This is a genomic window from Nocardiopsis exhalans (assembly GCF_024134545.1).
GTDB classification, from domain to species: domain Bacteria; phylum Actinomycetota; class Actinomycetes; order Streptosporangiales; family Streptosporangiaceae; genus Nocardiopsis; species Nocardiopsis exhalans.
In genome coordinates this window covers 7,241,943-7,264,512 of sequence record NZ_CP099837.1, presented here as the reverse complement: position 1 = coordinate 7,264,512, position 22,570 = coordinate 7,241,943, and the positions used below count along the sequence as shown (strand labels likewise).

Below are 22,570 nucleotides of genomic sequence, written 5' to 3'. Positions count from 1 at the left end.
CTCTCTTTCGCAAGGGTGCTGCTTGATCAGCTGGTGCTGTCGTCGCGATCCAGCCGGTCTTGGTCATTCTCCGCTTCGGCGCGTCTGAAGCCGGATTGGAAGACGGACATGAGGTCGGGTGTGTGGTCGCCGCCTCTGTCGTGGCGCCCGTCCGAGCGGTCGCTGCGTAGTTCGGGCGCGAGGTGCGTCTGCGCCTGGCGCTCAGGCAGCGGAGGACGCTCGCCGGACGGCTGCCGCCTCTGGGAAGCGGGACCGGCCTCGGATACGAGCGCGGGGGCGGGCGGCGGCTCCGGGAACCCGCGGCCGCCGCCCTGTGTCTGCGCCGGCCGCACGGGCAGCGGCTGGGGGTCGGGTCCGGTGCCGGTGTGGGGATCGGCCGTGCGCCTGGTGCGCAACCGCGTTTCCTGACCGTTGTTCCCGTGGCCCGCGGGAGCGGAGACGGGCGCCGGTGCCGAGGGGGGACGCGGGGCCGGGTGTGCCGTCGGTGCGGCAGCGGTTTCTGCGGATTCCGCGGAGGAACGCGCCAGGGACCTGGAACCACGTCCCTCGTTCTCCCCGCCGACCAGGCCGACCGGCAACAGGACGACGGCCTGCGTGCCGCCGTAGATGTTCCTCTGGAGCTGAACCCGCACGCTGTGCTTGCGTGCGAGCACGGAGACGACGTACAGGCCGATACGGCCGTCATGGAGCAGTTCCCCGATGTCGATCTGTTCGGGGTCGGCGAGCAGGCTGTTCATCCTGTGGATGTCGGTGGGCTGCATGCCCAGTCCGCGGTCCTCGATATCGATGGCCACCCCCGCGGGGACGTGCTCGGCGCGGAGCATGACCTGGGCCTGTGGCGGCGAGAACTTGGTGGCGTTCTCGATCAGCTCGGCGACCAGGTGGATGACGTCGACGACCGCGCCGCCGTTCAGGGTGCCGGTCACCGGGGGGACCACCTTGACCCGCGAGTAGTGCTCGACCTCGGCCACCGCCGATCGGAGCACCTCGTAGAGCGAGACCGGCTTGCTCCACTTGCGTCGTGACGCCGCTCCGCCGAGGACCGCGAGGCTCTCGGACTGACGCCGCATCCGGGTGGCCAGGTGATCGATGGTGAACAGGCCCTTGAGCAGGTCCGGGTCTTCGACCTGGGCTTCCAGCTCGTCGAGCAGCGTGATCTCCCGGTGGACGAGGGACTGCATGCGTCGGGCGACGTTGACGAACACCTCGACCTGCTGAGCCGACGGACGGTCCGACCGCAGGGAGGCGGCCTCGACCACGGCCGTTTCCGAGACGTGCTGTGCGACGGACAGCTCGTGTGCGAGGTGCTCGAACGCGTCACCGCCCTTCGGGGGATCGGCGGGAGGCCCGGGCAGCTCGGGTCGCTCACCTCGCTTCACCTCGTCGGCGAGCTCTCGCAGGTGGTCCTGGCCGCGGGTGAGCCAGGCGCGCAGGCCGTTGACGCGCTCGTTCACGCGGCTGGCTGCGTGCCCCGCACCGTAGACCGCCAGGAACACGATGAGCAGGGCTCCCACAGCGGCCGCGGTGAGCGCGGAGGCGAGGACCGTGTTCCGGTCGGCGAGACCGGACAGGTCGATGGCGAGGACGAACAGGATCGTTACGGCGCCCAGAGCGGCCATGAGGATCGAGGGCAGGACCGAGGCAGCCAGGACCAGGGTGCGTGTGCTCCAGCGGCTGTGCGAGTTCGGGGTGGGTATCTGCCGGTTGTTTCGACGCGCGGCGGCGTCGGAGGGAGGGGAGTCAGACATGGGTTCCTCGGGGCGGGAAGGCCTGTTGACAACAGGAATCACGATAGCGACTTCAACGCACTGTTGAGGACAAAGTACGCCGTTTGAACGAAGGCCAATGATCACTACTGGCCGGTAAGTTAACAGGAGGGCGGGGTGTCGGAGTCTGTGCCCCCGAGCGGGCTCGGGATCCGCTTTCAGGTCGGACGTCCCGAACGGGTTCGGCGCCCCCGGTCGAGCTCCCCTGAGGTCGTCGGCGAGAGGCTCCCTGTGGCAGGTGGAAGCGGTTTTTAGTTCGCTGGTTTCGGCGATGGCGACGGCGAACTGAAAAAAATTGCTTCATATTGGTGAGACCCGAAGGCCGCTCGTGGGGCTCGGGGCCCAAAGGTATTCGTGTCTTGTCAGTGCCGACGTTTTGGTGTACGGGTGCACGACCGCCGTGCGGTTCCCGGTGGCCCTGGCCGGAGGGCCCTGTGGGAACATGCGGGCCGGTCGCCGGCTTCGGGTGCTCGGGCGGTGGCTGCAAGCGGGTTTAAGGGTACCAGTGAAGTCACTGAGAGCAACGCCGGCTCTTCGGTCCGAAATCGGAGTGCCCTCCGAGGAGAGGCAGTTTCGTCACTCAGGGCGATTGTCCGCACACGTATCGGGTTTGGAAAGGTGCCGGGGCACACATCTGGCGGAGGCGGAAACCGTCACTGGGACGCGGTTTGCCGGGGGAGGGGTGCTGACGACCGTCGCGTTTCCTGGGACTTTCTCCGCCCGGCCCCGCGCCGTTGCCGTTCCGGCAAGGGAACTCGCTCTGGCCGCCACGGCTGAGCAGGGTGGGAGGCGGAGGTGGTCGACACATGACCGATGGACACGACTCCCTGCCCGAGGAGATGGGCGAGGAGTTCTGGAACGAGCGGTACCGCTCCAGCGAGCGGATCTGGAACGGGCGGCCCAACCGGCACCTGGTCGCCGAGGCGGCGGACCTGGCGCCCGGCCGGGCGCTGGACGTCGGCAGCGGTGAGGGGGCGGACGCCCTGTGGCTGGCCACGCGGGGCTGGCAGGTGACCGCGGTCGACATCTCGTCCGTGGCTCTGGACCGTGCCGCGGCGCACGCGGCGGAGGCGGGCGAGGGGGTCGCGGACCGGATCACCTGGCTGCGCGCGGACGTGACCCGGTGGGCCCCGCCCGGCCCCCCGTTCGACCTGGTCACGGCGCAGTTCATGCACCTGTACCCGAATCCCCGGGCGCGGTTGTTCGCCGACCTCGCCGCGGCGGTGGCCCCGGGCGGTGAGCTCCTGGTGGTCGCGCACCACCCCGAGGACCTGAAGACGGGTGTACCGCGCCCGTCGGTCCCGGAACTGTTCTACGACGGCGACGCGGTGACCGCGGTGCTCACCGAGGGGGAGTGGGACGTGCTCGTCGACGACGTGCGGACCGCGGAGCAGACCCTGGAGGAGACCACCTACACCGTGCACGACCTGGTGGTTCGGGCCCGCCGCCGCACCTAGCGACTCCCCGGGCCCGTTCGGAAGAGCCGGGCGAAAAGAGAACCGGCCGCCCCCGGGGAGCCGATTTCGGGGACGGCCGGTCGATTCACCGTCAAGCTGGGAATGATGGCCAGTGACAGCTGGTGCAGGAGTGTCAGTCGCGGAGCTTGGCGACGACGTCGATCTCGACGAGGATGTTCGCCAGGTCCGAGCCCACGGTGGTCCGCACCGGGTAGGGGGCGGTGAAGTGCTGTTCGTAGACGGCGTTGAACTCCGGGAAGTCCGCCTTGAGGTTCTCCAGGTGGACGGTGGACTTGACGACGTCGTCCAGGGTCAGGCCGTGCTCGGCGAGCACGGCGGCGACGTTGGCGAGCACCTGGGTGGTCTGCTCGCCCACGGTCGGTGCGATCTGTCCGGTTTCGGGGTCCTGCGGGCCGAACCCGGCGGTGTACAGGAAGCCGCCGGCCACGACGCCCTGACTGTAGGCGCCGGCGGGAGCGGGGGCCTTGTCGGTCTGGACCGCCTTCTTGGACATGTGACTCCTTCGCTCGGGTGTCGCGTGCACATGCGCGCGCCGGTGCTCGTACGACTTCACGGGCGGCCCGCGGGCACATTTATTGGCAACAAAGTTACCAATTCTCTTTCGCGCAGCGTATCTTGGGCCACACCGACACTCCGACGGCGGAGTCGCCGAACCGGGTGTCGGGGACCCCGAACGGAGGAACAGTGCAGCCCGAGACCGTACTCGCCGGAGGACGGGTGATCGACGGCAGCGGCGGTCCCTCCCGCCTTGCCGACCTCGTCCTGCGTGGCGGGCGCATCAGTCACATCGTCCCACCCGGGAGCGCCAGGACCACCGGGAACGTCATCGACGTGACCGGGCTCGCCGTCTCCCCCGGGTTCGTCGACATGCACGCTCACTCCGACCTCGCCCTGCTCGCCGACCCCGCCCACGAGGCCAAGGTCTGCCAGGGCGTCACCCTGGAGGTCCTCGGCCAGGACGGGCTCGGCTACGCGCCGGTCACCGACGAGACCGCCGAGCCCATCCGCGAGCAGATCGCCGCGTGGAACGGGACCCCCGAACTCGACCACTCGTGGCGGAGCGTGGGTGAGTACCTGGACCTGATCGACCGGGGCGCGCCCGCCAACGCCGCCTATCTCGTCCCCCAGGGCAACGTCCGCATGGCGGTCGTGGGCAACGACGACCGCCCCGCCACGGAAGCCGAGATCGAACGCATGCGCGCGATGGTCGCCCGGGGCATGGCCGACGGCGCGCACGGGCTCTCCGCCGGGCTCACCTACACGCCCGGCATGTACGCCAGTGACGACGAGATCGTCGCCCTCCTCGAACCGGTCCGCGCGGCGGGCGGCTACTACTGCCCCCACCACCGCAACTACGGCTCCCGGGTCGTGGAGTCCTACCAGGAGTGTCTGGACGTGGCCCGCCGCGCCCACGTGCCCCTCCACCTGGCGCACTGCCACGTGAACTTCCCGCAGAACCGGGGCCGCGCGCCCGAGGTGCTCGACGCCATCGACGAGGCCACCGTCCGCTACGGGCTCGACGTCACCCTGGACAGCTACCCCTACCGGGCCAGCGCCACCTACCTCGGCGCCCCGCTGCCTTCCTGGGCCCAGGAAGGCGGAGCCGCCGCCACCCTCGCCCGGCTGCGCGACCCCGACACCCGTGCCCGCGTCCTGCGCGAGATCGAGACCGAGGGAACCGACGGCAACCACGGCATCCCCATGGACTGGACCACCCCGGTCGTCACCGGGACCGCCGACCCCGCGCTCTCCTGGGCGGTGGGCTCCTCCATCGCCGACCTCGCCAAGAAGCGTGGCGAGGACCCCGGGCAGACCTACGCCGACCTGCTGGTCGCCGACGAGCTCCGCAGCGGCTGCCTCCTCCAGGTCGGCAACGAGGAGAACATCCGTGCGATCATGCGGCACAGCGCGCACACCGCGGGCAGCGACGGCATCCTGGTCGGCGATCGTCCGCACCCGCGCGGCTGGGGCACCTTCCCCCGCTACCTCGGCCACTACGTGCGCGAACTCGGGCTGCTCAGCCTGGAGGAGTGCGTCCGCCACCTCACCTCCCGGTCCGCCCACCGGCTCGGCCTCACCGACCGGGGCATCATCCAGATCGGAGCCGTCGCCGACCTCGTGGTGTTCGACCCCGACACCGTCGACGCCCGCGCCACCTACGAGGAGCCGCGCCGCACCCCGGTGGGGATCGAGCACGTCATGGTCAACGGTGAGTTCACCGTTTGGGACGGGCGGCGCACCGACCGCCTGCCCGGCCGATCCGTCCGGAGGAACGCCCGATGACCCGGATCGACGCGGTCTGCGTCGGCGAGACCATGGCCGTGCTCACCTCGCCCGAGGCCCTGACCGAGGGCGCCCGGCTGGGCGTGGGCACCGGCGGCGCGGAATCGAACGTGGCCGTGGCGCTCGCCCGCCTGGGCCACCGGTCCGCCTGGGTGAGCCGGGTGGGCGACGACCCCTTCGGCCGGATCGTCACCGCCGCCGTCGCCCGCAGCGGGGTGGACGTGCGCGGGGTGGAGGTGGACCCCGAACGCCCCACCGGCCTGTACGTGAAGGACACGGCGCCCGGCGGGGCGGGGGTCCTGTACTACCGGCGGGGTTCGGCGGCCTCGGTGATGTCGGCCGCGGACGGGGAGAAGGTCTGGTCCCGAGGCCCCCGGCTGGCGCACCTGTCCGGGATCACCCCGGCGCTGTCCGCCCGGGCGGCCGCGCTGGTGGAGCACCTGCTGGACCGGCGCTCCGGCGACGGCGCCCTGCGCTCCTTCGACGTCAACCACAGGCCCGCCCTGTGGACGGCCCGCGAGGCCGCACCGGTGCTGCTGGACCTGGCCCGCCGCGCGGACGTGGTGTTCGTCGGCCGCGACGAGGCCGAACGGCTCTGGGGCACCCCCGCGGCCGAGGACGTCCGCGCGGCCCTGCCGGAGGTGCCGACCCTGGTGGTCAAGGACGCCGAGCACGGGGCGACCTGCTTCGGCGGGGCGGACACGGTGTTCGTGCCCGCCCCGCCGGTGGACGTGGTGGAGGAGGTCGGCGCCGGTGACGCCTTCGCGGCCGGGTTCCTGTCGGGCCTGCTCGACGGCCTGCCCGCGGACCTGTGCCTGAGCCTCGGCCACGCGGCCGCGGGCGAGGTCCTGCGCTCCCGCGGGGACACCCTGGACCGAGTTCCGGACGAGGTCGCGCGGATTCGCGCCGCGGGCCCCGCCGAGAGCTCCTCCTGGAGCGGTCAGCCCTTCGGTCGCGGCTAGCCGATGACGATGGCTCCGGCCAGGACCGGGGTGCCGAAGCGGACCGAGCCGTTGCCGGAGGCCAGGGTACGGCTGCCCTGGCAGCTGGTGCCCGCGAACAGCGCGAAGCGGGACTCGCCGTCGATCTCGACCACCCCGCCCTGGCCGGTCTCCAGGACACGGCAGCCGCCGTTCTCCACGGTCTGCTCGTGCCCGGACTCGAAGGTGATGCGGACCGGCGCGGTCTCCTCCTTGCTGGACATCCCCGAGATGGCACCGGCGATGGTCGCGGACATAGTGGCAAGGTTCGCAGGGCGGATCGGCACGGGATTCCCCTCTTCACCGGGCTCACGCGAGCCCGCAAGACACAGGTACTTCAAGACGCGGCCGGGCACCGAAGGGCGCTACCGAGTGCGGAGTTGGTTACTCTGTGTCATTTAGCTACAGGATCACGCGAATGGAGTGGAGCGACGGCGGAGTGTCGGCGGATTTCTCTGCAGCGTGAATGAGTGGACTGGACAGGGCTTTTGTCGGCCTTGTAGCGGCTGGGTAGGATAGCTGCAGGACCACGGGGGAGGGAGGGCGCGCGTGCAGTACCTGCTGCCCCTCCTCGAATTCCTCACCCTCGGTTTCCTCCCCGTCGACCTCCCGCTGCCCGGCGCGGACAGCGGCGCGCTGACCCTCCTGGTCGTCGCGGTCGGCGTGGCCCTGGCCTGGCTGGCCCTGCGCGGTACGGCCCTGTGGCCGGCCGGCGACACCGCCACCGGGGCGGCGCACGCGATGCGCCGCAGATCGAAGAAGCTCCCGGTCCTCACCCTGTGCGCCCCCGACGCGGCGGGCAGACCGCGTCCCCGAGCGCCCGGAGCGGCCCTCCCGGCCGCTCGCTGACCCGCGTCCAGGGCACACCCTTCCGCAGGACACACCTTCGGTGGTTTCCGTAACTTCTGCGGCCCCGTAGGGCACCCCCCTGCCGCCCCGCGGCTCCGAGCGGCCCGACGTCTGCATACTCCACCCGGACGAAGGGCCACATCCTTGTACACCCTCGGGCCGATCGCGGCCGCCATCAACCTGCTCTCGGCGATCCTCGCCGTCCTCACCGGAATGCTCACCCCGCTCACCGGAGCCCTGGCCGCCGGGCTGGCGGTCGTCGGCCTGACCGTGGCCGTCCGCCTCCTGCTCCTACCGCTGGGGGTGGCCCAGGTGCGCGCGGAGAAGCAGCGCGCCCGGATCGCGCCCCAGCTCGCCGAGATCAGCAAGCGGCACGGCAAGAACCCGGAACGGATGGTCGCCGAACAGCGCAAGGTCTACACCGAGGCGGGCACCTCGCCGCTGGCCGGATGCCTGCCCGGCCTGGTACAGATCCCGCTGGTCATCGCCCTGTACGGACTGTTCATCGGGGCCGGTCCGGTCGAGGAGCCACTGCTCGCGCACACCTTCGCCGGGGTCGAGCTGGGCGCCACCCTGGCCGCGAGCGCCGAAGGGCTCCTGGTCTCCCCGGTCTTCGCCGCGCTGCTCCTGCTCCTGGCCCTGGTGGCCTGGGCCAACCGCCGCTATGTGGTCCTGCCGATGATGAAGGACAACCCGGCGCAGCCCCCGATGCTCGGAGTGCTCTCCTACCTGCAGTTCGTCACGGTGGTCGTCGCCGCGTTCGTGCCGTTGGCCGCCGGGATCTACCTGTTCGCCTCGACGGCCTGGGCGCTCGCCGAGAAGGTGGTCCTGCGCCGGGTCGTCCCGGACTGAACCGGGGGTGGAGCCGGCGCTCGCTGACCGGTGCTTGTCAGAACCGGTGTTTGTCAGAACTCCACGGTCACGCAGGCCAGGCGGTCGCCCGCCGTGCCCGCGTGGCCCTCGTGGGTGGCGGTGTGCTCGTCGTGCAGCACCAGCGAGTGCGCCTCCCCCTCGCGGAACTCCCAGTCGACGGTGGCCGTGATGTAGGCGTTGCCGCTGCCGTCGGTGGTCATGTCCAGCCAGACCTCGTTCTCGGGGTTGGCGTACTCGGGGTCGGTGGAGGGCTCGTCATCCGTCGCCTCGGGGTCGACCTCGTCCTGGTAGTGGGGGCCCGCGTCGCCCGGGTCGTCACCGCACGGGCGCGTGTGCACGTGGGCGCCGAAGTCGCGGTCCTCCTCCAGGCCGGTTCCGGTGAACTGTACGAACGTGGAACCGTCCTGGACGCGGACCTGCACGTCCGCGGTCGCGCCCTCGGGCACCGCGGTCTCGTCGTAGGTGACCGCCCCGGCGCCCTGCTCCGGCGGGAGGAAGGTCGACACGGTCACGCTCGGCTCGGTGGTGGGCTGGGCCGCGGGGCTGTCCGTGGCGGCCGAGCCGCCACTGGTCGAGGGGGCGCCCTGGGTACAACCGGTGGCCAGAAGGGCGGTCAGGACCAGACCGACGACGGGTGGCGTGGTGCGCATGTCGGAACTCCCGGGTGCTCGGTGCTGTGGATGTCCGCAACGTTACCCAAGGCGCATGCCAGATAACTACGAGTGCGGGAACTGTGGTGTGGCCGGAGGGTCGAACCGGTCCCTGAGGGTGAACGCCTCGGCACTGGGTCCCTTGGCGCGCAGGGTTTCCAGGCGTCGCTCGCCCTCCTCCGGTGTGGGGACCGTACCAGCCGGAATCCACCACAGGGCCAGGTGGGCACCGGAGAACCGTTCGAACGAGGCGTGGTCCAGGGGCGCCCTGAGGAGTCCGGCGTTGATCCGCGTGAGGTGGTGCGACGGCGCGGGCGAGGGCACGGGGGCGCGACGTACTCGTAGAGCTTGCGCCGCAGGGGGTCGCCGAGGGCTCGGGCTGCGTCGATCGAGGAGTCGTCCATGCGCCCCCATCGTGCTCCCGGAGGCTGTGCTCATGGAAAGGGTCGGCCCCTCCGGGATGGCAGACTGGTGCGGCCCACCACGACCCCTGCTGAACAGGCGACATGCGAACGATCAGACGCGGCGGCGAACACGAGATCGAGATCAAGAAGTCCCGGTTCATCTGCGCCATGGCCAGGGTGGACAGCGAGGAAGCCGCCCGCGCTTTCATCGCCGAGCGGCGCAAGGAGCACTGGAGCGCCAACCACAACTGCACCGCCTACGTGCTGGGCGAGGACGGCGGGGTGCAGCGCTCCAGCGACGACGGCGAACCCGCCGGGACCGCCGGGGTGCCCATGCTGGAGGTGCTGCGCCACCGGCGGATCACCGACGCCGTCGCCGTGGTCACCCGCTACTTCGGTGGGACCAAGCTCGGCGCCGGCGGCCTCATCCGCGCCTACGGCAACTCCGTGTCCGCCGCGATCGAGGAGTTCGGGCTGCTGGAACGCCGCCAACTGCTGGTGGTGGACGTGTTCGCCGACTACGTCCTGGGCGGGCGCCTGGAGAGCGATCTGCGCGACTCGGCGCTGACCGTCCGGGAGGTCGCCTACGAGGACCGGGTCCGCATCGAGGTGGCGCTGCCCGAGGCGGAGCTGCCCGACTTCGAGATCCGGCTCGCCGAACTGACCGGCGGGAAGGCGGAATTCGAGGTGAGAGGCACCACGGTGATCGAGGTGGAACCCGATTCCGGGCCCTGAGAACCTCGGCGGAGGCGTTCACAGGCCCGTAACGAGTGGTCGGCCCTGTGTATCCACTTGACCGTCCACAGGCTTAGGATTTGCCGTAAACGTCATCGTTTCGTGGGGAGAGACCGTCAATGTGCAGCTCACGTGTGCCTCAGGCCCTGACCTGTGGCCTAGTGGCGCTGCTGGTCGCGGGGTGTACCGGCGATCCGGAACCGCCCGTTCCCGCGCCGGACCAGGACCCCCCGCAGATCCCCACCGAGTTCGAGGGCGAGGCGCCCCCCGGGATCGAGGGCGAGGTCCTGCGCCACCTCCACGGTGACGACGCGGACGTCCACGACATCCTCGACGACCCCTTGGGCGTGCGGATCAGCCCCGTGGGCGGTGCCTTCCTGATCAGCTCCGGCGGCGAGGACCGCCACCTGCTGCACGACGCCGCCACCGGCGCGGCCCTCTGGGAGGGCGAGGCGCGCTTCCGCGGCTTCGACACCGATTCCGAGGGCGCTCCGGTCCTGCTCATGACGGACGAGGACGACACCCCCTTCGTGCTCGGCGCCGACGGCGAGACCGTGTGGGAGCCGGCCGAGGAGGGCGACCTCTACCTCGACGGGGCGGCGGTGCGCCGCCCGGCCGAGTGGACCGCCGAGGAACCCCACGGCGACTTCTCCGTGCTGGACACCGACGGCGACGAGCTGTGGTCCTACACCTTCGAACCGGAGCCCGAGCCCGAGCCCGAGGAAGAGGGCGAGGAGGACACCGAGGAGGAGCCGGCGGACGAGGACGCCGAGACCGACGAGGACGCGGAAGCCGAAGAAGAGACCGACGGCGATGACCCCGAGCGCTTCGGTGTTCCCGTGGCCGTCTGGGGCGAGGCCGTCCTGCTGGACTCGGGTGACTCCGTCCTGCGCGCCCACTCCCTCGACCCCGACGACGCGGGCGAGCACCTGTGGTCGGTGGCCGCCACCGACGAGGAACTGGACCTGACCGGCACCGCCCCGATCCCGGTTCCGCAGGTCCTCGGCGTCTTCACGACTCCGGCCCCCGAGGAGGACGACGAGGCTGAGGCCGAGGTCGAGGACGAGGAGAACGGCGCGGACGGTACGGACGACACAGTGGACGAGGACGCCCCGCGGACGGTCCTGCTGCGCTGGGCCAGGCCCGAGGCCCCCTCGGTCCTGACCGCACACGACGCCGACGACGGCGAGCCGCTGTGGACCCTGCCGGAGGCGGGCACCAACCCGGTCTCCCAGCACTTCGACGAGGCCGGCGCCCCGGGGCTGCTCTACGACGGCGACACCGGAACCCTCCTGCTCCCGCAGGCCAGCGGCGAGGCCACCATGGTCGCCGTGGACCTGGTGGAGGGCGAGGTCCGCTGGGGCCTGGAGGAGGAGGACGGTTCGATCTCCCCGGCCTTCGCCCATGCCGGTCTGGTCTACGGCGACTCGCGCTCCAACGAGGACGGTGAGCACCAGCTGGTCCTGGACGCCGAGACCATGGACGTGGTCGGTGACGACCTCTCCGCCTACGTGGAGGCGGTCACCGACACCGGGCACGCCATCCTCGTCCAGGAACGCCAGCGCTTCGTCTACGGCCCCGCCCCTGAGGACCTCGAGGATGAGAACGAGGACGAGGACCCGGAGGACGAGGACCCCGGGGATTCGGAGAGCACCGAGTCTCCCGAGGCCGACGAGAGCTAGAAAGTCGAGTCCGTTGCTCGCAGCTTTCCCCCGTGCCGTTTTCCCCCGTGCGGCCCTGTCGATCCTGCTGGTCCTGTCCTTTCTGCTCGTGACCGCGTCCCCGGCGGCGACGGCGGTGGTGACGACCGAGGAGGGCAGGGAGAACCTACGGCTGATCGCCGAGGAGCTGCGGGAGGATCCCGTCCATGTCCAGGAGGACATGCCGGGGGTCGTGGACGAGGAGTTGATCGACCGGATCCGTGCGCACGCCTCGGCCGGGCCCCACGACGTCTACGTGGTGGTGGGGGATGTCCCTGGGGCTCCCACGGTCGTCCGGCACATGGCGGACGCCGGCGAGCTGGCGGGTGTGCACTTCCATCTGAGCTCCGACCTCACCGTCACCGGCTCTGAGGGGAAGGCGACGCGCGCGATCTTCCTCGCCTCGGAGGAGGATCCCGGTCTGCATGAGGAGGAGTTCCTCGCCCGGGTGGTGGAGCTCGTCCAGCAGGAGGACTTCGAGGAGACGTATGCGGCCATGCGCGATTTTCGGCCGACTCCCAGCTGGGAGGGGCCCGGCAGGCTGGAGACCCTGGGCGGGGCCGTCCAGGTCCTGTGGTTCGGTGCCGCACTCATGGTGGTCGCCTTCTTCATGGGCGCGTACAAGAAGGTGCGGGAGCGTCTGGAGCACGACCGGGTGCGACTGCGTTAGCGCCTGAGCCACAGCTGGAATTCGCGCAGGACGTCCGGTTCCTTCCGGCCGGTCTCACGGTTGTCGACGAAGCGGTGCACTTCCAGAGCGAGCTTCTCTGCCGCGTACAGCTCCCGGGTGATGTCCCACCGGCATGAGGCTGCCTTGGCCAGCCAGTTGTGGGGCCGAGGCATCTGATTGGCCTTCAGGAGGCGTTCCCAGGCCCGGTCCGCGTTCTTCTCCGCTTGAGAGGCCAGTTCACGGATCTGTGCGAGCCGTCCGCGCCGGGCCTCGCTGTCCGCCCACCTCTCTGCACGGCCGGTGAGCTCCGCCACGAGTTCCAAGGTCCGGCTCAGGTACCGGAGGTCCCGTGCACCCCGGGACATCGATCGCGGGTACTGGGTCAGTGTGCCGGGAGCGGTGAACACGGTGACCAGGAGAAAGAGAGCAGCCGTACCCGCGTAGACCAGGATCACGCTCTGGTCGCTGGTGATCGGGTACTGCCTGGGCCAGTAGTAGGCGGCGCCGGGTGCCAGCCCGATGGAGCAGAGCAACAGGGTGATGGTCCCGACCCACAGCGGCCAGAGCAGCCAGGGCTGGTCGCGGAACCACAGGTACACCCGGGCGCGCGGGCTGCGGTCCTTGCGTCCGGGGAGGTCGATCGGGTTCGGGCGGGGCATGGTCGTCCGTTCTCCTGGGGACAGGCATGGCCGGTTCTGGCCAGGTAAGCGTGGTATCGGCGTAGACGTCAGAGTTTGTCATGAGGCTGTGGGGCCCAACGGGCTAAGATGCAGTGCCCGGTTCGCTTTGGCACAAGGCTCTTCGTCTTGGCGCAAGGCGTCCCGGTTCCCCCCGGAGCCCCTCCGCCCCCGCCCTCGCATCTGTGAGATCCATGAGTCCTGCCCCCAATGCGGCCCTCCTGCCCGCCACGGCCACTGACCTACTGCCCGTCGATCCCACCGAGATCGGCCCCCACCGGCTGCTCAAGCGCCTGGGTGCGGGCGGCATGGGTGTCGTGTACGCGGCCCAGGCCCAGGACGGGCCCCTGGTCGCGGTCAAGGTGATCCACCCCGAGTTCGCGGCCGACCCCGAGTTCCGCGGCCGGTTCGCCCGTGAGGTCGACATGCTGGCCCGGGTCGGCGGTGCCTGCGCGGTCCCGCTGCTGGCCGCCGACACCGAGGGCGCCCAGCCCTGGCTGGCCACGCCCTTGGTCCGCGGGCTCACCCTCAACGCCTACCTGCGTGAGAACAAGGGCCCGTTGCCCTCGATGCTGCTGCACGGTCTCGCGGTGGGCATCGCCGAGGCCCTCGCGCAGATCCACGCCGCAGGGGTGGTCCACCGCGACCTCAAGCCCGCCAACATCGTGGTGTCCCCGGAGGGGCCCCGGGTGCTGGACTTCGGTATCGCGCGCGCCCTCGACCAGACCGCGCTCACCCGGACCGGTTCCGTGCTCGGTTCCTCGGGCTGGATCAGCCCGGCGCACTACCGCGGTGAGCCCATCAGCACCGCAGACGACATCTTCGCGTGGGGCGCCCTGGTCACCTATGCGGCCACCGGCCGTCCTCCGTTCGGCGGTGGTGACCCCGCCGCCGTCGCGCACCGCGTGATGAGCGGCGAACCCGACATGGAGGGCTTCGACGGACCCCTCGCCGACCTCGCCCGCCGGGCGCTGTCCAAGGACGCCGACCAGCGGCCCACGGCCATGGCTCTGGTGATCGGTGTGATGCAGCTGATCAACATGGGTCGCTCGATCTCTCCCATCGAGGGGCCCACGGCGGCCGGGACCGCCGTCGCCCAGACCCTTGAGGCCACCTGGCACGGGATGCGTACTCCGCAGGAGCAGGAGGTCGCGGTGCCCAAGCGGCGCCGCGGGGGCAAGCAGGGCAAGGGCGGCCGGAAGGGGCTCGCGCTCGCCGCGGCCGCCGTCGCCCTGGTGCTGCTCGCCGGAATGGGCGTCGGCGGGGTGGCGGTCGCCAACAACTGGGACTCCCTGCCGATCGCCGCCTGGTTCGGCGCCGACGAGGACGGCGGCGGGGGTGCGGCGGACGGCGAAGCCGCGGCCGGCCCTGACCAGTCCGCTGTCGCGGCCTCCGGGGATCCTTCGGAGGAGCCCTCCGGCGACCCGTCCGAGGAGGACGAGGACGCGGAGGACGAGGCCGACGGGGAGGGTTCCGAGGACGGCGACGACGAGGACGGCTCGGACGGCGGTGACAGCGGACCCACCACCACGATGGCCACGGTCGGCGCCGGGGTGAGCGCCTCCGGTTCGCGCCCCTCGGGTAGCCACGTCGTGGCCTTCCAGCCCGCGAACGGCTCCGGTCGGTACGCCGTGCTCGACGGTGCCACGGTGGTGTGCGCCTGGAGCTTCTGCCAGGGGGAGGGCGGCAGCGTCGGCAACGGCGACGCCGGTTCGGTGTCCTCCAGCCCGGCGGCCCTGGCCGGTTACGTCAACAGCGGCAGCCGCACCATCTCGGCCGAGGTCACCTACACCGAGAGCGGCGGCACCATCACCATCACCCGGATCGTGGAGCACCACAAGACCAGCGGCAGCGGAACCCCGCCCTGGTAGGAGGAGGAGAAGTGTCGAAGTCCCTCGCCCGCTGGGTCTCCTGCGGGCTCGCCCTCACCCTGACCGCGCTCCTGGTCAACCCCGCGCCGGCGGCGGCCGCGCCCTACAACGGGGTCTGCGGCGACGGTTACAACGTGGTCAACAGCGCCTCCATCACCGGGGGCACCATCTACCTCACCTACAACAACTCCAACGGGAAGAACTGCGTGGTGGTCGTCCGCTCCAACGCCGGGGCCGCGATGAACATGGACGCGGTGCTCAAACGGAGCAACTCCACATCCTGGACGCGGGACCCGGGCAGCTGGACCATGTACGCCGGTCCGGTCCACCTGGAGGCCGCGGGACAGTGCGTGGACTGGGGCGGTGTGATCGGAGACGAGTGGGTCGTGCGCAACGGCACCAACTGCGGCTGAGAGGCGCAAAGGTACAGAGACACAGAGGCGCAGAGGTGCAGGTGGCGCTCCGTGCCGGAGTGACTACCCGGGCTGGTAGTTTTTTCTTGTTTGCCCACTAATGCAAGGAAAAAGCTATGAGCTCCCCCGGTTCCGGTCACCAACCGGAGCCCTCCGCTGCGCCCGGGCCGCAGGCACCCCAGGACGTACGGTACGACTCCTTCACCGTCGTCCACCCCATCGCTCAGGTCATCACCTGGCTGATCAGTGCGGGCCTCTTCATCGGCGGCATGATCACGGTCTTCGTTGACGAGAACGCGCCCTGGTGGGCGGCGATCTTCGTCATCATCGTGAGCCTGCTGATCTTCGTCGGGCTCAGGATGCTGGTGGGGGTCAGCTACTCACTGCGCTCGTCCGTCATGGAGATCATGGCCGGATACCGGAGGGTCAAGATCCCTGTCGGTGCGGTCGGTTACATCGGCCGGGCCCGGTTCCCCGGCCGGGTGGCCATGCGGATCAGCCGGTACAACCTGGTCAGCGCGTCCGGTGAGGGGGTGGAGATCGTGACCCGCGACGGCAAGTACGTCACCGCACGCACCAAGCACGCGGACGAGGTCATCCAGGCCTTCCTGGACGGGGGCGCGCACCCTGACGTCCTCCGGATCCCGTTCCCCCGTGAGGCGGTCAAGTACAAGCACCTGGACAAGATCGAGCGCGAGGAACGCGCCTGACATCCGGTGTACGCCCCGGGTGAAGCGGGCTGCCCGATTTCCGGGCACCGATCCGCCCGCACCCATGGGGCTGCTCCCCGGGGGAACTGGTTCCCCAGTCCACCTCCCGGGGGCAGTCAGGTCAGGTCAGACCTGGAAGACGCTGAGCGTGCCCACGTCGCCGATGCTCACGCTGTAGTCGCGGGTGGTGTCGTCGACCAGGGCCTCGCAGCTCGCCACGTCGTCATCGCCCGGCGCGACCAGGATGACCTCGTCCATGTCGCAGCGGACCTGCTCGGTCTCGGCGCGCACACGCAGGGTGTCCTCCACGATGTCCCGCTGAAGCGGGGCTCCCGAGAGCTCCCAGGTGTAGTTGAGCATGAATCCGCCGCTCTGGACGTTGATCGAGTACTCGAGCTCCTCACCCAGGTAGGTGATGGTGCAGGTGGCGGATTCGCCCTCCTCGCCCTCGATCTCGGGGCAGTCGGCGGTGGCGTCGGGGTCGCCGACCTTGGCGAAGGAGGACACCCGCTCGGTGCCGTCCCAGCCGAGGATCTCTCCCAGCGGGGCGTCGCTCGCGGGCTCGGGCGGCAGGTCGGCCTCGTCGGCCTCCGGGGCCTGGTCCGGAACGGGCCCCTCCCTGAAGTCCCCGTTGTCGGGCTCCGCCGACTCTTCCTCCTCCTCGACATCCTCGGCCGCGGCGATTTCCTGCTCGGCGGGCTCCGGGTCGTCGGCACCGCAGGCGGCGAGGGCGAGGACTGCGCCGGTAGCGGCCACCCCGAGGGCGAGGCGGTGGCGGCGGGCGGAGATGAGCATAGGGGGAACTCCTCGATATCTACTCTGATGCGTACTGTGAGGCGACCACCACAGGTATTCGGTTCTTGAAACGGGGCTCTTGTGCAGGACCTCACACTCCGGGGCCGAAGTGGCGCGCGGGTAGGAGATGTGTCGCCTCTGGTAGGAGCGGCGCCCGGGGGTGATGTGCCTGGCACCACACCCCGGCTGGCCGGGACCGAACGCGGTTCTCTACCATCTCGGAGTATGGACGTCCCTGAGAGCGGGGCCGCCGGTACCGCGGCCCCCAACCTGGCCGAAGGCTTCCCGGCGGCCACACGTGAGCGGTGGCGCGAACTCGTTGCCGGGGTGCTGCGCAAGAGCGGTGTCGCCGAGGACCGCCTCGCCGACACCCCCGAATCCGTGCTGGCCACCCACGGTTACGACGGCTTCGACATCGAACCCCTCTACACCGGCGAGCCGCCCGCCGCCGATCCCGGCTATCCGGGTCTGGCACCCTTCACCCGCGGCTACCGCCCGGGCGGGGGCGTGGCCGGGGGCTGGGACATCCGGGCCCGGCATACCGACGCCGACCCTGCTGAATTCCGCCGCCGCACGCACAACGACCTCATGAACGGCGTGAGCTCGCTCTGGGTCGCCGTGGGGGAAACAGGGATACCGGTCGACCGGCTCGGTGAAGCCCTCACCGACGTCTACCTCGACCTCGCCCCCGTGGTGCTCGCCGCACCCGGACCGGACGCCCTCGCCGCCGCCACCGCCCTGCTCCAGGCGCACGCCGACGCCGACGTCCCCGACGGCCGGGTCATCTCCCATCTGGGCCTGGACCCCCTCAGCACGGCCGCCCTGGCCGGGGAACGCCCCGACCTGAGCGGCCCCGCCGACTTCGCCGCCGAACACGCCGCCCGCTACCCCGGGCTGGGCCTGTTCATCGCCGACGGCACCCTCGTGCACAACGCGGGCGGCTCCGAGGCCCAGGAGATCGGCTCCGCGATCGCCGCCGGAACCGCCTACCTGCGCGCCCTCACCGCCGCCGGACTGGAGCCGGCCGACGCCGCCCGCCGGATCGAGTTCCGGCTGGCCGCCAACGCCGACCAGTTCTCCGTCATCGCCAAACTCCGCGCCGTCCGCGCCATGTGGAACCAGGTGCTCCAGGCCTGCGGCCTGCCCTCCGACCAGCGCGGCATGAGCCTGCACGCCACCACCTCCGACGCCATGCTCACCCGCCGCGACCCGCACGTGAACATGCTCCGCACCACCGTGGCCTGCTTCGCCGCCGGGGTGGGCGGCGCCGACGCGGTCACCGTCGCACCCTTCGACTCCGCCGTGGGCCTGCCCGACGACTTCGCCCGCCGGATCGCCCGCAACACCCAGTCACTCCTCATCGAGGAGTCCCACCTGGCCCAGGTCATCGACCCGGCCGGGGGCTCCTTCTACGTCGAGGCCCTCACCCGCGACCTCTACACCGCCGGATGGGCCTTCTTCCAGGAACTGGAGCGCGCCGGGGGCATCGCCGCCGCCATCGAGCACGGTGAACTCCGTACCGCCGTGGACCGGCTCTGGGAGCGGCGCCGCCACGACCTGGCCCGCCGGACCGCCCCGCTCACCGGCATCAGCGAGTTCCCGGACCCGCACGAGAAGCCCCTCGTCCGCGAACCGGACCCCGCGCGGCCCGCGCAGGTCGAGGGCGGGTTCCCGGTCCGCCGCTACGCCCAGGACTACGAGTCCCTGCGCGACCGCTCCGACGCCCACACCGCCGACACCGGCCGACGGCCCACCGCCTTCCTGGCCACCCTCGGCCCTGTCGCCGCACACACCGCCCGCGCCTCCTTCGCCACGAACCTCCTCGCCGCGGGCGGGGTCGCGGTCGAGGGCCCGGGTCCGCTCGACGACGCCCGGGCCGCGGCGGCCGCCTTCACCGCCTCCGGCAGCCGGGTCGCGGTGATCTGCTCCTCGGACAAGGTCTACGCCGAACACGCCGAGACAGTGGCCCGCGCGCTCAGGGGGGTCGGCGCCCGCCGTGTCCTCCTGGCCGGGGCGCCCCGCGACGCCTACCGGGAGGCCGGGGTGGACTCCTTCGCCCACAAGGGCTGCGACGCCGTCGCCCTGCTCACCGATCTGGTCGACGTGATCCTCACCGAGCCCGACTCCACCGAGCCCGACTCCACCCAGGGGGCGAGAGCATGATCCCCGACTTCTCCGACGTCGCACCCCAGCCGCCCGCCTTCACCGGCACCGACCAGGGCGCGCAGGGCGGTCAGAGCGAGGCCGACTGGCAGCGCGCCCTGGAGGAGGCCACCGGCAAGGCCGCCGACGCCCTGGAGTGGGAGACCCCCGAGGGCATCGGGGTCAAGCCGCTCTACACGCCCGCCGACCGCGCGGGGCTGGACTTCGTGGACGGGCTGCCGGGCATCCCGCCCTACCTGCGCGGGCCCTACCCGACCATGTACGTCAACCAGCCCTGGACCATCCGCCAGTACGCGGGCTTCTCCACCGCCCAGGAGTCCAACGCCTTCTACCGCCGCAACCTCGCCGCGGGTCAGAAGGGCCTCTCGGTCGCCTTCGACCTGGCCACCCACCGCGGCTACGACTCCGACCACCCCCGGGTGGCGGGCGACGTGGGCATGGCGGGCGTGGCCATCGACTCCATCTACGACATGCGCCAGCTCTTCGACGGCATCCCGCTGGACAAGATGAGCGTGTCCATGACCATGAACGGCGCGGTACTGCCCGTTCTGGCGCTGTACATCGTCGCCGCCGAGGAACAGGGTGTGTCCCCCGAGAAGCTGTCGGGGACCATCCAGAACGACATCCTCAAGGAGTTCATGGTCCGCAACACCTACATCTATCCGCCGCAGCCGTCGATGCGGATCATCTCCGACATCTTCGCCTACACCTCGCAGCGGATGCCGCGGTTCAACTCCATCTCCATCTCCGGCTACCACATGCAGGAGGCCGGGGCCACGGCCGACCTGGAGCTGGCCTACACCCTGGCCGACGGTGTGGAGTACATCCGCGCAGGTCAAAAGTCCGGACTGGACGTGGACGCGTTCGCGCCCCGGCTGTCGTTCTTCTGGGCGATCGGGATGAACTTCTTCATGGAGGTCGCCAAGCTGCGCGCCGCCCGCCTGCTGTGGGCGCGCCTGGTCAAGGATCTGGGAGCGGCCAAGGACAAGTCGCTGAGCCTGCGCACCCACTCCCAGACCTCCGGCTGGTCGCTGACCGCCCAAGACGTGTTCAACAACGTCGGGCGCACCTGTGTGGAGGCCATGGCCGCGACCCAGGGGCACACCCAGTCGCTGCACACCAACGCCCTGGACGAGGCGCTGGCCCTGCCCACGGACTTCTCCGCGCGCATCGCCCGCAACACCCAGCTGCTGCTGCAGCAGGAGTCCGGCACCACCCGCGTGGTCGACCCCTGGGGCGGCAGCTACTACGTGGAGAGCCTCACCCAGCAGCTGGCCGCCAAGGCGTGGGCGCACATCCAGGAGGTGGAGAAGGCCGGGGGCATGGCCGCCGCGATCGACGCCGGACTGCCCAAGATGCGCATCGAGGAGGCGGCCGCCCGTACCCAGGCGCGCATCGACTCGGGCCGTCAGCCGGTGATCGGCGTCAACAAGTACCGGCCGGACACCCCCGACGAGATCGACGTGCTCAAGGTCGACAACTCCAGGGTCCGCGCCGAGCAGCTGGACAAGCTCCGCCGCCTGCGCGCCGAGCGCGACGGCGACGAGGTGCGCGCCGCCCTGGACGCCCTGACCGAGGCGGCCGGGCGCGAGTCGAAGGCAGACGAGGGCCTGACCGACAACCTGCTGGCCGCCGCCGTGAACGCGGCCCGGGCCAAGGCGACGGTCGGGGAGATCTCCGACGCCATGGAGAAGGTCTTCAACCGCCACTCCGGTCAGATCCGTACGATTGCGGGTGTGTACAAGGACGAGGCGGCCGGGAACGCTGACGCGGCCCACCTGATGGACCGGGTGAGTGCCCGGGTCGACGATTTCGTCGAGGCCGAGGGGCGCCGTCCCCGTGTCCTCGTGGCGAAGATGGGCCAGGACGGTCACGACCGCGGCCAGAAGGTCATCGCCACGGCCTTCGCCGACCTCGGTTTCGACGTGGACGTGGGCCCGCTGTTCCAGACCCCGGCCGAGGTCGCCGCCCAGGCGGTGGAGGCCGACGTGCACGTGGTCGGGGTGTCCTCGCTGGCCGCCGGACACCTGACCCTGGTGCCCGCGTTGCGCGAGGAGCTGGCCGAGCTCGACCGCGAGGACATCATGATCGTGGTGGGCGGGGTCATCCCGCCGGGCGACTTCGAGGAGCTGCGGGAGGCCGGGGCGGCCGCGATCTTCCCGCCCGGCACGGTGATCGCCGAGGCCGCGATCGACCTGCTCGACCAACTGGAGGACCGGCTGGACCCGTCGGCGCCGGAGCAGGGGTAGCAGGGGCGGTACGGGTAGTACGGACAACAGGAGCAGCCGACTCAGCAGGTGTGGTCGGACCAGCAGGTGCGGTCGGAACCGGCAGCCGGTTCCGGCCTGGAAGGGGAGTGACCGTGGCGGTGCGCGGGAGGCGTCCGGTGGACGTGGACGCCCTGACCGAAGGGGTCCTGTCCGGCCACCGGCCGACCCTGGCCAGGGCGATCACCCTGGTGGAGTCGCGCCGCCCGGACCATGCGCGGGCCGCCCAGGAACTCCTGGTGCGCCTGCTCCCGCACACCGGAAAGGCGCAGCGGGTCGGGATCACCGGGGTGCCCGGCGTGGGCAAGTCCACCTTCATCGACGCGCTCGGCACCCGTCTGACCTCCCGGGGGCACCGGGTCGCCGTGCTCGCGGTGGACCCGTCCTCGACCCGCACCGGCGGCAGCATCCTCGGCGACAAGACGCGGATGGCCGACCTCGCGGTGGACCCGAACGCGTTCATCCGGCCCTCGCCCACGGCGGGCACCCTGGGCGGGGTGGCCCGGGCGACCCGGGAGACCATGCTGCTCATGGAGGCGGCCGGGTTCGACGTGGTCCTGGTGGAGACGGTGGGGGTCGGCCAGTCCGAGGTCACCGTCGCCGCGATGGTCGACTGCTTCCTGTTCCTCACGCTGGCCCGCACCGGCGACCAGCTCCAGGGCATCAAGAAGGGTGTACTGGAGTTGGTGGACGTGGTCGCGGTGAACAAGGCCGACGGTCCGCACGCCGACGACGCCCGTAAAGCCGCCCGGGAGCTTTCGCGCGCCCTGCGGCTGCTCCAGCCGGTGCACCCCGAGTGGCGGCCTCCGGTACTGACGTGCAGCGGCCTGACCGGTGACGGGCTGGACGAGGTGTGGGAGACCGTGCTCGAGCACCGCCGGGTGCTGGAAGGCGACGGCGCCCTCGCCGGGCGGCGCAGTTCCCAGGGGGTGAGCTGGATGTGGGACCAGGTCCGTGACCAGCTCATGGACACGTTCCTGCGGGACCGCGGTGTGGCCGGACTCATTCCGAGGATGGAGTCGCAGGTGCGTTCGGGTGAGACCACGGCCACTCTGGCGGCGCGTACCCTGTTGGAGTCCTTCACCCAGAGTGATGGAGTTCAGAACGGGCGGACACCACGTGACCGGGCGGAAGACGACGGTGCGGACACCTGAGGCACAACGGACCGCACCGGGGTTCATGTCGTGAAATAACCTACGGTAAACGGGTGATTCCGACCTGGCCAGAGGGGGTTCTCGCCCATGAGGCGAAAATTTCTTGCCTGATGGCATTCCCGTGGGGGCGGT

Annotated in this window: 21 protein-coding genes; 14 read left to right on the top strand and 7 right to left on the bottom strand. The window is 70.9% G+C overall.

From position 1 onward, the window contains the following. Positions 1-26 precede the first annotated feature (26 nt). Complete coding sequence (locus tag NE857_RS32515) at positions 27-1,748, bottom strand: sensor histidine kinase (protein WP_254419043.1); 1,722 nt, start codon at positions 1,746-1,748, stop codon at positions 27-29. Positions 1,749-2,572: 824 nt separating this feature from the next. Between NE857_RS32515 and NE857_RS32510 the strand changes: the two genes are divergently transcribed. Continuing rightward, on the top strand, positions 2,573-3,223 hold the full coding sequence (locus tag NE857_RS32510) for a class I SAM-dependent methyltransferase (RefSeq protein ID WP_254419042.1): 651 nt from the start codon (positions 2,573-2,575) through the stop codon (positions 3,221-3,223). A 133-nt stretch (positions 3,224-3,356) separates the two neighbouring features. On the opposite strand, the gene NE857_RS32505 is transcribed toward NE857_RS32510, so the two are convergent. Then, complete coding sequence (locus tag NE857_RS32505; RefSeq protein ID WP_254419041.1) at positions 3,357-3,737, bottom strand: RidA family protein; 381 nt, start codon at positions 3,735-3,737, stop codon at positions 3,357-3,359. Positions 3,738-3,928: 191 nt separating this feature from the next. Here NE857_RS32505 and NE857_RS32500 point away from each other — a divergent pair, with 191 nt between their 5' ends. Both NE857_RS32500 and NE857_RS32495 read left to right on the top strand, forming a co-directional pair. Further along, positions 3,929-5,527: an N-acyl-D-amino-acid deacylase family protein gene (locus tag NE857_RS32500; protein ID WP_254419040.1), complete on the top strand. Its 1,599-nt coding sequence runs from the start codon at positions 3,929-3,931 to the stop codon at positions 5,525-5,527. Next, on the top strand, positions 5,524-6,489 hold the full coding sequence (locus tag NE857_RS32495) for a sugar kinase (RefSeq protein WP_254419039.1): 966 nt from the start codon (positions 5,524-5,526) through the stop codon (positions 6,487-6,489). The genes NE857_RS32500 and NE857_RS32495 overlap by 4 nt, the downstream gene beginning before the upstream one ends. On the opposite strand, the gene NE857_RS32490 is transcribed toward NE857_RS32495, so the two are convergent. Beyond that, entirely contained in the window at positions 6,486-6,794 is a 309-nt protein-coding gene (locus tag NE857_RS32490; protein ID WP_017581450.1) for a hypothetical protein, read from the bottom strand. The genes NE857_RS32495 and NE857_RS32490 overlap by 4 nt on opposite strands. A 262-nt stretch (positions 6,795-7,056) precedes the next feature. Here NE857_RS32490 and NE857_RS32485 point away from each other — a divergent pair, with 262 nt between their 5' ends. Together NE857_RS32485 and NE857_RS32480 are read left to right on the top strand one after the other, a co-directional pair. Continuing rightward, positions 7,057-7,356: a DUF6412 domain-containing protein gene (locus NE857_RS32485; protein ID WP_254419038.1), complete on the top strand. Its 300-nt coding sequence runs from the start codon at positions 7,057-7,059 to the stop codon at positions 7,354-7,356. Positions 7,357-7,500: 144 nt separating this feature from the next. Beyond that, positions 7,501-8,208, top strand: a complete 708-nt coding sequence (locus tag NE857_RS32480) for a YidC/Oxa1 family membrane protein insertase (protein WP_254419037.1) — start codon at positions 7,501-7,503, stop codon at positions 8,206-8,208. Positions 8,209-8,261: 53 nt separating this feature from the next. Here NE857_RS32480 and NE857_RS32475 read toward each other — a convergent pair whose 3' ends face one another. Both NE857_RS32475 and NE857_RS32470 read right to left on the bottom strand, forming a co-directional pair. Beyond that, positions 8,262-8,879 carry a superoxide dismutase family protein gene (locus NE857_RS32475; protein WP_254419036.1) on the bottom strand — a complete coding sequence of 206 codons (618 nt, stop codon included), beginning with the start codon at positions 8,877-8,879 and terminating at the stop codon, positions 8,262-8,264. A gap of 66 nt (positions 8,880-8,945) precedes the next feature. After that, entirely contained in the window at positions 8,946-9,203 is a 258-nt protein-coding gene (locus NE857_RS32470) for a DUF3291 domain-containing protein (protein WP_254419035.1), read from the bottom strand. 182 nt (positions 9,204-9,385) lie between these two features. Between NE857_RS32470 and NE857_RS32465 the strand changes: the two genes are divergently transcribed. From NE857_RS32465 to NE857_RS32455, 3 genes are all read left to right on the top strand, one after another. Next, positions 9,386-10,018 carry a YigZ family protein gene (locus tag NE857_RS32465; protein ID WP_254419034.1) on the top strand — a complete coding sequence of 211 codons (633 nt, stop codon included), beginning with the start codon at positions 9,386-9,388 and terminating at the stop codon, positions 10,016-10,018. Positions 10,019-10,137: 119 nt separating this feature from the next. Further along, positions 10,138-11,700, top strand: coding sequence for a hypothetical protein (locus NE857_RS32460; RefSeq protein ID WP_254419033.1), 1,563 nt, complete (start codon positions 10,138-10,140; stop codon positions 11,698-11,700). 13 nt (positions 11,701-11,713) lie between these two features. Next, positions 11,714-12,388, top strand: coding sequence for a hypothetical protein (locus tag NE857_RS32455; protein WP_254419032.1), 675 nt, complete (start codon positions 11,714-11,716; stop codon positions 12,386-12,388). Here the strand turns inward: NE857_RS32455 and NE857_RS32450 are convergent. Beyond that, positions 12,385-13,047: a hypothetical protein gene (locus NE857_RS32450; protein ID WP_254419031.1), complete on the bottom strand. Its 663-nt coding sequence runs from the start codon at positions 13,045-13,047 to the stop codon at positions 12,385-12,387. The genes NE857_RS32455 and NE857_RS32450 overlap by 4 nt on opposite strands. A gap of 212 nt (positions 13,048-13,259) precedes the next feature. Here NE857_RS32450 and NE857_RS32445 point away from each other — a divergent pair, with 212 nt between their 5' ends. The 3 genes from NE857_RS32445 to NE857_RS32435 all read left to right on the top strand — a co-directional run bounded on the left by NE857_RS32445 (position 13,260) and on the right by NE857_RS32435 (position 16,059). Beyond that, complete coding sequence (locus NE857_RS32445; RefSeq protein ID WP_254419030.1) at positions 13,260-14,936, top strand: serine/threonine-protein kinase; 1,677 nt, start codon at positions 13,260-13,262, stop codon at positions 14,934-14,936. 11 nt (positions 14,937-14,947) lie between these two features. After that, a complete protein-coding gene (locus tag NE857_RS32440) occupies positions 14,948-15,349 on the top strand; it encodes a spore-associated protein A (RefSeq protein ID WP_254419029.1) in 402 nt (133 codons plus the stop codon). Between the two features lie 116 nt (positions 15,350-15,465). After that, a complete protein-coding gene (locus tag NE857_RS32435) occupies positions 15,466-16,059 on the top strand; it encodes a hypothetical protein (protein ID WP_254419028.1) in 594 nt (197 codons plus the stop codon). Between the two features lie 126 nt (positions 16,060-16,185). On the opposite strand, the gene NE857_RS32430 is transcribed toward NE857_RS32435, so the two are convergent. Next, positions 16,186-16,854, bottom strand: coding sequence for a hypothetical protein (locus tag NE857_RS32430; protein WP_254419027.1), 669 nt, complete (start codon positions 16,852-16,854; stop codon positions 16,186-16,188). A gap of 225 nt (positions 16,855-17,079) precedes the next feature. Between NE857_RS32430 and NE857_RS32425 the strand changes: the two genes are divergently transcribed. The 3 genes from NE857_RS32425 to meaB all read left to right on the top strand — a co-directional run bounded on the left by NE857_RS32425 (position 17,080) and on the right by meaB (position 22,438). After that, complete coding sequence (locus NE857_RS32425) at positions 17,080-19,017, top strand: methylmalonyl-CoA mutase family protein (protein ID WP_254419026.1); 1,938 nt, start codon at positions 17,080-17,082, stop codon at positions 19,015-19,017. Then, positions 19,014-21,266: a methylmalonyl-CoA mutase gene (gene scpA / locus NE857_RS32420; RefSeq protein WP_254419025.1), complete on the top strand. Its 2,253-nt coding sequence runs from the start codon at positions 19,014-19,016 to the stop codon at positions 21,264-21,266. Before NE857_RS32425 ends, scpA begins: the two co-directional genes overlap by 4 nt. A 107-nt stretch (positions 21,267-21,373) precedes the next feature. Then, positions 21,374-22,438 carry a methylmalonyl Co-A mutase-associated GTPase MeaB gene (meaB, locus tag NE857_RS32415; RefSeq protein ID WP_184366664.1) on the top strand — a complete coding sequence of 355 codons (1,065 nt, stop codon included), beginning with the start codon at positions 21,374-21,376 and terminating at the stop codon, positions 22,436-22,438. Positions 22,439-22,570: the final 132 nt, after the last annotated feature.

Coding starts and splice junctions, on each gene's coding strand:
- NE857_RS32425 (WP_254419026.1), top strand. CDS start 17,080: ATGGACGTCCCTGAGAGCGGGGCCGCCGGTACCGCGGCCCCCAACCTG.
- NE857_RS32495 (WP_254419039.1), top strand. CDS start 5,524: ATGACCCGGATCGACGCGGTCTGCGTCGGCGAGACCATGGCCGTGCTC.
- NE857_RS32435 (WP_254419028.1), top strand. CDS start 15,466: ATGAGCTCCCCCGGTTCCGGTCACCAACCGGAGCCCTCCGCTGCGCCC.
- NE857_RS32505 (WP_254419041.1), bottom strand. CDS start 3,737: ATGTCCAAGAAGGCGGTCCAGACCGACAAGGCCCCCGCTCCCGCCGGC.
- scpA (WP_254419025.1), top strand. CDS start 19,014: ATGATCCCCGACTTCTCCGACGTCGCACCCCAGCCGCCCGCCTTCACC.
- NE857_RS32450 (WP_254419031.1), bottom strand. CDS start 13,047: ATGCCCCGCCCGAACCCGATCGACCTCCCCGGACGCAAGGACCGCAGC.
- NE857_RS32510 (WP_254419042.1), top strand. CDS start 2,573: ATGACCGATGGACACGACTCCCTGCCCGAGGAGATGGGCGAGGAGTTC.
- NE857_RS32460 (WP_254419033.1), top strand. CDS start 10,138: ATGTGCAGCTCACGTGTGCCTCAGGCCCTGACCTGTGGCCTAGTGGCG.
- NE857_RS32515 (WP_254419043.1), bottom strand. CDS start 1,748: ATGTCTGACTCCCCTCCCTCCGACGCCGCCGCGCGTCGAAACAACCGG.
- NE857_RS32445 (WP_254419030.1), top strand. CDS start 13,260: ATGAGTCCTGCCCCCAATGCGGCCCTCCTGCCCGCCACGGCCACTGAC.
- NE857_RS32465 (WP_254419034.1), top strand. CDS start 9,386: ATGCGAACGATCAGACGCGGCGGCGAACACGAGATCGAGATCAAGAAG.
- NE857_RS32430 (WP_254419027.1), bottom strand. CDS start 16,854: ATGCTCATCTCCGCCCGCCGCCACCGCCTCGCCCTCGGGGTGGCCGCT.
- NE857_RS32475 (WP_254419036.1), bottom strand. CDS start 8,879: ATGCGCACCACGCCACCCGTCGTCGGTCTGGTCCTGACCGCCCTTCTG.